Annotated in this window: 8 protein-coding genes; 3 read left to right on the forward strand and 5 right to left on the reverse strand. The window is 65.7% G+C overall.

Annotated elements, in window-relative coordinates; translation table 11 throughout:
• Positions 1-408: 408 nt before the first annotated feature.
• Complete coding sequence (locus tag E1261_RS42765; RefSeq protein ID WP_132415741.1) at positions 409-975, reverse strand: YceI family protein; 567 nt, start codon at positions 973-975, stop codon at positions 409-411.
• A 136-nt stretch (positions 976-1,111) separates the two neighbouring features.
• Between E1261_RS42765 and E1261_RS42770 the strand changes: the two genes are divergently transcribed.
• Complete coding sequence (locus tag E1261_RS42770; protein ID WP_238176800.1) at positions 1,112-1,576, forward strand: MarR family winged helix-turn-helix transcriptional regulator; 465 nt, start codon at positions 1,112-1,114, stop codon at positions 1,574-1,576.
• Here E1261_RS42770 and E1261_RS42775 read toward each other — a convergent pair whose 3' ends face one another.
• Complete coding sequence (locus tag E1261_RS42775; RefSeq protein WP_132415743.1) at positions 1,577-2,923, reverse strand: FAD-dependent oxidoreductase; 1,347 nt, start codon at positions 2,921-2,923, stop codon at positions 1,577-1,579. It lies immediately after the preceding gene.
• 88 nt (positions 2,924-3,011) lie between these two features.
• Here E1261_RS42775 and E1261_RS42780 point away from each other — a divergent pair, with 88 nt between their 5' ends.
• Together E1261_RS42780 and E1261_RS42785 are read left to right on the forward strand one after the other, a co-directional pair.
• On the forward strand, positions 3,012-3,446 hold the full coding sequence (locus tag E1261_RS42780) for a MarR family transcriptional regulator (protein WP_132415745.1): 435 nt from the start codon (positions 3,012-3,014) through the stop codon (positions 3,444-3,446).
• Positions 3,447-3,487: 41 nt separating this feature from the next.
• Positions 3,488-4,357 carry an aminoglycoside phosphotransferase family protein gene (locus E1261_RS42785; RefSeq protein ID WP_132415747.1) on the forward strand — a complete coding sequence of 290 codons (870 nt, stop codon included), beginning with the start codon at positions 3,488-3,490 and terminating at the stop codon, positions 4,355-4,357.
• Here E1261_RS42785 and E1261_RS42790 read toward each other — a convergent pair.
• From E1261_RS42790 to E1261_RS42800, 3 genes are all read right to left on the reverse strand, one after another.
• On the reverse strand, positions 4,341-4,961 hold the full coding sequence (locus E1261_RS42790) for a dihydrofolate reductase family protein (protein WP_132415749.1): 621 nt from the start codon (positions 4,959-4,961) through the stop codon (positions 4,341-4,343). The two genes, E1261_RS42785 and E1261_RS42790, sit on opposite strands and share 17 nt — an antisense overlap.
• Positions 4,958-5,428 carry an SRPBCC domain-containing protein gene (locus E1261_RS42795; protein ID WP_132415751.1) on the reverse strand — a complete coding sequence of 157 codons (471 nt, stop codon included), beginning with the start codon at positions 5,426-5,428 and terminating at the stop codon, positions 4,958-4,960. Before E1261_RS42795 ends, E1261_RS42790 begins: the two co-directional genes overlap by 4 nt.
• On the reverse strand, positions 5,425-5,669 hold a 245-nt coding region (locus E1261_RS42800), incomplete at its 5' end, for an ArsR/SmtB family transcription factor (protein WP_132415753.1). The genes E1261_RS42800 and E1261_RS42795, both read right to left, overlap by 4 nt.

Here is a 5,669-nt window from a genome sequence, read left to right on the forward strand (position 1 = left end):
GCCTCCAAACGTTCGGACGTTAACCACGCTCCCCGCTAACGTCCGAAAGACCGGAGGGCCCGCCTCCGAACGTTCGGACGTAAGGAGAAATCTGCCGGGAACGGGTCGCCGAACCCCCTTCCCCAAACCGGTTTGGGGAGGAAACCGCGCCGGGCAGGGCGAACATCCACCTCGAGACTCGAGACCGTCGTCCAGTTCCACCTTGAGCACGCACCAACCGCGCGAGCCCCGCCGAAACGGTTGAACCGTGCTCAACGTCGCCCGGTCAGCTCACCTTGGGCACCCTCAACCACCTTCGGGCCCCGCACGTGATCGAACCGTGCACAACGTCGTACCAGCGAGTGCTGCCTGATCTCCGCTCATGACGAAGCCCCGCATCCACCTGGATACGGGGCTTTCGGGGTCAGGTCAGGCCTGCAGGGCGGCCTGGATGTCGAGGTGGATGTCGACCTTGTCGCCGATCAGGAGCTTGCCACCCTCGAGCGGGACGTTGAAGTCGATGCCCCACTCCTTGCGGCTGATCGAGGCGGAGGCCTCGAAGCCGAGGATGGTCTGGCCGTAGGCGTTCTGCTCGACGCCGAGAAACTCGAAGGCGAGCTCGATCGGCTTGGTGACGTTCTTGATGGTCAGGTCGCCGGCCAGGATGTAGTCGTCGCCCTCGGCCTTCAGCGCGGTGCTGGCGAACGTCATCTTCGGGGAGTTCTCGGCGTCGAAGAAGTCACCGGAGCGCAGGTGGCCGTCGCGCTGGTCGTTGCGCGTGTGCACCGAGGCGAGCTCGACGGTGACGCTGGCCGTCGACTCCTCGAGGGAGTCCTTGACGACGATCTCGCCGCTGAACTCCTGGAAGGTGCCACGCACCTTGGTCATCAGGTGGCGAACGGTGAAGCCGATCTCGGTGTGCGCCGCGTCGAGGGCGTAGGTGCCCGAAACCAGTCCGGGGATGCTGGTGGTCGGGGTGCTGACGGTCTCGGTCATGAGGTCCTCTCGGGAAGTACGGAAGCTTTGTCGGGGGCGACGTGGTCAACACTCGGGTTGTTGTGTCAACCTGCTGACCACGACGTTACGGATCAACGGTTTAAAAGTCAACTACATTCCCGGTACACTGTTCCCCGTGACGACGACGACTGAGACTCGGTGGCTCAACGCAGAGCAGCAGGTGGCGTGGCGCGCGTACCTTCTGGGCACGGCGCGCCTGATGGCGAAGCTGGACGACGAGCTGCGCCGGTTCGGCATCGGCATCAACGACTACGAGATCCTCGTCCGGCTGTCGGAGTCGCCCGATCGGCGGCTGCGGATGGCGGATCTGGCCGACCGGCTGCACCAGAGCCGCTCGCGGCTCACGCACACCATCGGCCGACTGGAAGCGGCCGAACTGGTCCGGCGGAAGTCCTGCACCAGCGACAAGCGCGGCGTCTGGGCGGAGCTGACCGAGGCGGGCTACAACCTGCTGGTCGAGGCTGCGCCCACGCACGTGGACAGCGTCCGGGAGAACCTGGTCGACCTGGCCAGCCCGGAGGATTTCGCCGCCGTCGGGCGGGTCTTCGATGCCGTCTCCGAGCACATCGGCCAGCACTGATCAGAGCTTGAGTTCCAACTCGTCCCGGTCGGCGCCGCGATAGGCCATCATCGAGTCGCGCATCCGGCGCTTGACCGGCGGCAGGTGATTGACGGTCCGCAGGGCGGTCCGCATCCCGGCGAGCGCCAGCCGGCCGATCACGGGCTTGTGAACGGGATCGGCCGAGGTCATCTGCGCGCGGGATTTGCGGACCGCATCGAAGCCGTAGTCGATCATCTTGGCCTCATACCCGCGTACGGCGGGGACCAGCTCACTCCGGCCGTCCCGCATCTCGATCAGCTGACGGCACAGGTTCACCGCGTCGCGTAGCGCAGTGTTCGCACCGACTCCACGCCCCGGAGTCATGGTGTGGATCGCGTCGCCGAGCATCGTCACATTCGTCGACTCCCACGGCTCGAGCGGCACCGAGGTCCAGATGTTCACCGGGAAGCACGTGCTTGGATCGGTCAGCTCGAACAGCCGCCGCAGATCCGGATGCCAGCCAGGCGTGAGCTCTAGCGCGGCATCGACCAGTTCCTGCCCACGCAGCTCCATGATGTTCGCTGGCAGCTTGTCAGTGGTGGCCGACAGCCCCCAGTTGATGTAGTCGCGCGTGTTGTCGAACTGCAGCCCCGGCCACCGGCGGATCAGCTCCTCGGTGTTCCCGCCGATCCCGTTCTTGACCTGACCATCACGGTCCCACTGGAACTCCATCACGTGCAGAATGCAGGCCAGTCCGCGCGGAGCGTTGACCATGGTGATCCCCTCGAACACCTTGGGCGGAACGAGCGCTGCGCTCTCCGGGGTGATGGGCAACTTCCCCGCGATCGCGATAATCCCGGTCTCCTCGGTCTTCGCGTGCGGAAGGTACTGCCGCCGTACCCGAGAACCGGAGCCGTCCGCACCCACCAGCAGATCGCCGGTGGCCGACGTACCATCCGCGAAGTAGGCCGTCACCTGGTCGCCGTGCTGCTCGAAGCGGGTGAACTCCTTGCCGTACTCGACCACGTCCTCCAGGCCGGTCAGCAGCACCTGCCGCATCGTCATCCGGCTGATCGACTTCTCGCTGGCGATCGGGTCGGTGACCACCGGCAGGTCCATCGAGAGCACTTCCTTCAGGTCCTCGGTGAGCATGTTGAAGTACTTCGGGTCGCGGGCTCGCGTCGCCACGAAGGTGTCATAGAGCTCCGGCGGCAGCAGCGCATGCAGCGCGCGACTCCCGTCCGGGTCGATGCCGACCCGGTAGCCGTGCAGCCCGTCGGTGCGCAGCGCGTCGCGCTCGAACACCGCCACCTCGATCCCGGACCGCAGCAGCCCGTGGGCCAACGCGAGCCCGCCGGTCCCGCCACCGATCACCAGCACCTTCATCGACTTCTCCCCTGTCCTTTCAAATATCTCGGAGATCCGAGTATCTTGGAATCCCGAGAGAAATGCAAGCTCTATGCTGAGGCGGACCATGACGAAAGCCAGAGAAGAGCTCACCGCCGGGATCCAGGAGCAGGTGATCAAGTTCATCGCGGACGTGATCCTGTTCAACCACTCCGTCTCGGCCAAGCTGGGGCTCGGCGCCAGTGATTCGCAGTTCATGACACTGCTGCAGACCCACGGCCCGCTCACCCCGCGGCAACTCGCGGAGTACAGCGGTCTCACCTCCGGCACGGTCACCGGCGTCATCGACCGGCTCGAGTCGCACGGCTTCGTCACCCGTCAGGCCGACCCGTCCGACCGTCGCAAGGTGGTGGTGACACCGTCACTGGCGGCGATCCAGCAGACGTTCGTGCCCTTGTACGCCGAACAGGGCGCCCGCATGCAGTCGATCCTGGCGAGCCGGACCGACAACGAACTGCGGACGATCCTCGCGTTCTTCGCCGACTCTGTAGCTCCGGACTAAACCATTCGCCGAGGCTCTGCCTCTCCTCTGAGAATTGAGCCGTGACAGAACATCAGGACGGCCGCGCCGGCATCTCCGCAGACCTTGTACGGCGACTCCTCGCCGACCAGTTCCCGCAGTGGGCCGAACTGCCGATCACGCCGGTCAAGATCGACGGGTGGGACAACCGCACGTACCGGCTCGGCGACGAACTGACCGCGCGGCTGCCGACCCACGCGGCGTACGAGGCCGCCGTACCGAAGGAACATCACTGGCTGCCCATCCTGGCGCCGCATCTCCCGGCGGCGATCCCTGAGGCCGTCGCGAAAGGTGAGCCAGGGCAGGGTTATCCGCACCAGTGGGCGATCCGCCGGTGGATCGACGGCTCCACAGCATCCACGGAGACGATCTCCGATCTGGATGGTTTCGCTCGCGACGTCGCCGCGTTCATCCTGGCTCTGCAGCAGTGCGATGCGACTGCTGGTCCCTTAGCCGGCGCGCACAGCTTCTACCGGGGCGCACCTGTTTCGCACTACCACTCCGAGACCGTCGAAGCCCTTGCGTCGTTGAAGGATCGCATCAACGCTGATCTGGCTCGTGAGGTCTGGGAGGCCGCGCTCTGCAGCTCGTGGGACCGGCCGCCGGTGTGGTTCCACGGAGACATTGCCCACGGCAACTTGTTGGTCCAGGACGGACGACTGTCAGCCGTCATCGACTTCGGCACCTCAGGTGTCGGCGACCCCGCCTGCGACTTGGTGATCGCCTACAACTTCTTCTCCGGATCGTCGCGGGAAACCTTCCGCGACGCCGTCCAGCAGGATGCGGACACCTGGGCTCGCGCCCGCGGCTGGACGCTCTGGAAGGCCCTCATCACCGAGGACCTCCCAGTCGTCGAGCGAGTACTCGACGACCACGTCACACGAACGCACTAACACCTTCGTACGCCGCCACCGGCGCGACGCCAACAGTCTCGTACTCGAGCAGCAGCAGACCGCTCGGCGTCGACTCGTGCTTGGTCAGCTTCAGTCCGGCCGTGTCATCCGAGTGCTCGAACAACCGCCGGCCGGCCCCGATCACCGTCGGAGCCACCACCAACCGCACCAGATCAACCAGACCGGCCTTCACCAGCGCATCACCAAGACGTGCACTGCCATGGATCTGCAGCTCGCCACTCGGCAACTTCTTCAACTCCGCAACACCATCGAGACTGCTGATGACAGTCGTCGGATGCCACGAACCTTCGGTCAGCGTGCGGCTCACGACATACTTCGGCAGGGCGTTCATCCGCTCGGTGAACGGATCATCGGGGTCGGTGATCTGCGGCCAGTCCCGCGCGAAGGCGTCGTACGTGCGCCGTCCGAGCAGCAACCCATCGGCCAACGCCAGCCAATCGGCAGTACGCCGTACAAACGTCTCGTCGATGAACGGGACCAGCCAGCCACCTCGCATGAAGCCGTCACTGGTGTCCTCGGTCGGCGAACCCGGCCCCTGGCTGACGCCGTCCAGCGTCACGAATTCCGTCAGCACGAGCCTCATCGCGCCGCCTCCGCAAGCTCCGCGAGCTGCCTGGTGACAGTCCCCCAGCCGTCCGCAAACCCCAGCTCCGCATGGCGTTTGCGCGACGCCGGATCGGCATGCCGTACGACGACCTTGTACGCCGTCCCGTCCGGATGGTCGGCCAAGTTGATCTCGGCCGCCATCGTCACCGGCTCGGGATTGACCGGCCGCCACGCACTGTCGATGGCGTTCGTGAACACGATCCGCTCCAGGTCCTCGACCACCAGGAAGGTCGCATCGAGCTGCGGCACGAAGTCCACCCCGTCCTCGCTCATCCGGGTCACCAGCGCCCCACCGGACCGCGCCTCGAACCGCTCCACCCGGCACACCATCGGCGCCGGAACCCACCACTTCGCGAAGCTGTCCGGATCCGTCCACGCCTTCCACACCACCGAACGCGGCGCGCGAATGATCCGCTCCAGGGTCAGGTCCAGGTCGGGATTCATGACTGCTCCTCCATCGATTCGGTGACGAAACGCTCCAGCCGATCAGTGCGATCCGTCCAGATCCGCCGCTGCTCGTCCAGCCAGTCGTCCACAAGCGCCAGCCGCTCGCGATTGAGCACACAGGTCCGCACCCGCCCGGTCTTCACCGTCCGGATCAGCCCGTTCGACTCCAGCGTCCGCACATGCTTCATGAACGACGGCAACGTCATCGGAAACCCCGCCGCCAACTCCCCCACACTCG

It is taken from the genome of Kribbella albertanoniae, from assembly GCF_004348455.1.
Classification (GTDB): Bacteria; Actinomycetota; Actinomycetes; order Propionibacteriales; family Kribbellaceae; genus Kribbella; species Kribbella albertanoniae.